Annotated in this window: 2 protein-coding genes and 1 pseudogene; all 3 read left to right on the forward strand. The window is 38.6% G+C overall.

Going from position 1 to position 1,913, the window contains the following annotated elements; genetic code table 11:
- Positions 1-232 (forward strand): annotated as a pseudogene (gene qcrB / locus AC1DJR_RS28250) (menaquinol-cytochrome c reductase cytochrome b subunit); the annotation flags it as partial.
- A gap of 43 nt (positions 233-275) precedes the next feature.
- Positions 276-1,043, forward strand: a complete 768-nt coding sequence (gene qcrC / locus AC1DJR_RS28255) for a menaquinol-cytochrome c reductase cytochrome b/c subunit (RefSeq protein ID WP_002011836.1) — start codon at positions 276-278, stop codon at positions 1,041-1,043.
- 510 nt (positions 1,044-1,553) lie between these two features.
- A partial coding sequence (locus AC1DJR_RS28260) for a DUF1405 domain-containing protein (protein ID WP_477004072.1) occupies positions 1,554-1,913 on the forward strand: 360 nt, incomplete at its 3' end.

The following is a 1,913-nucleotide window of genomic DNA, read 5'->3' on the forward strand; positions in this document are numbered from 1 at the left end:
GGATATGAAAGCGTTATTTGCTACGAAAGTAGGGATTCAAATTGCAGAGCAAACGCCGCTCATTGGTCCTTATATTAAAACATTACTCGCTGGTCATTCCGAAATCGTTGGCGCTCAAACATTAACTCGCTTCTTTGCTATTCACGTCTTCTTCTTACCAGCAGCACTTCTAGGTTTAATGGCCTTCCACTTCATCATGATTCGCAAACAAGGTATTTCCGGTCCGCTATAAGAGATTGCTAAATTAAAGGGGAAAGAACAAAAGGAGGGAGATTATGCATCGCGGCAAAGGGATGAAGTTTGTAGGAGATTCTCGGGTACCAGTAGCCCGGAAACCAAATATTCCRAAAGATTATTCTGAATATCCAGGGAAAACAGAAGCGTTTTGGCCGAATTTCTTGTTAAAAGAATGGATGGTTGGTGCAGTTTTTTTAGTCGGTTATTTATGTTTAACAGTGGCGCATCCGTCACCGCTTGAGAGAATGGCGGATCCTACAGATGCAGGATATATACCACTTCCAGATTGGTATTTCTTRTTCTTGTATCAGTTATTAAAGTATTCGTATGCTTCAGGCTCATTTACTGTAATTGGTGCGTTTATTATGCCGGGGATTGCGTTTGGAGCGTTACTATTAGCTCCGTTTCTAGATCGAGGCCCAGAAAGAGCACCATTGAAGCGTCCTGTAGCAACGGGGTTTATGCTTTTAGCAATTGCATCGATTATTTTTTTAACTTGGGAATCTGTAGCACACCACGATTGGGAAGCTGCAAAAAAACAAGGAGCAATTGTAAAAACAGCACCAGTTGATAAAAATGATGACGGCTACAAGTTGATGCAAAAAAATACTTGTTTAACATGTCATGGTGACAATTTACAGGGCGGAGCGGCAGCACCGGCTTTGCAAAACTTAACTTTAAAACCAGAAGAAATCGCTAAAATTGCGAAAGATGGAAAAGGTTCAATGCCTAAAGGTGTATTTAAAGGTACAGATGAGGAACTGAAAAAGCTTTCGGAATTCGTTGCAAAGTATAATAAAAAATAATAGAAAAGCTGACTACAAAATCTGTGGTCAGCTTTTTATTTTGCGTGCCCAGCTAAGCTGGGCACTGTTTGATGGTGAAAGGTTTAAATAAAATTCTACAAGGATTCAAAATTATTATAGCCTATCTTCAATTGGACAGAAGTGGCTCGGTAAAATAGATTGGTACGTCTTAGAACGGCTTAACCTTTTCTGGATAAGAAAAGAAATGTTCGAAAGAAACATGGTCGTATCAAGGACTTGATGAAGAAAATAACATACACACTCGTGAAAGTAGGAAGCTAGAACAAACTGAAAGCTAAAGAAGGAAGAGCATCGGAAAGCYGTATGAGGGAAAACCTCACGTACGGTTTGATGAGGGGAAGCTGAAACAGAAAAGGGATAGCAAAGCCATCCCTAAAGAAAATTTAATCTGTTTCAGTTTTCTACTCTACGATGACGGAAAGTTTGCTATATAATAGAGTAGAGTTCGATGAAAGAATTACTTTGTTTGAAAGGTGTTGGACATACAGATTGGCTTACTTGTATGCAATGTTAAGGCAACGTTCGGTACTATTATTTTTATTGGTTGTTAACATATTAGGTACAATTTACGGATTCATATGGTATGGAAATCAATTAAAAGAAACCTCACCTATATTTTGGCCGTTTGTACCAGATAGCCCTATGGCGACTCTCTTTTTTGTCTTTGTTTTAATTGCTTTTTTGATGAAGAAGAACTGGGGGTTAATAGAAGCGCTAGCGATAGTTACTTTAATAAAATATGGTGTTTGGGCTGTTGTTGTAAATGCAATTATGATTTATGTAAAAGGCCCTATTGGCCTTATGGGATATATGTTAATGTTATCTCATTTTGCGATGGCAGTGCAGGGA

Source organism: Bacillus sp. 05T31, assembly GCF_056396725.1.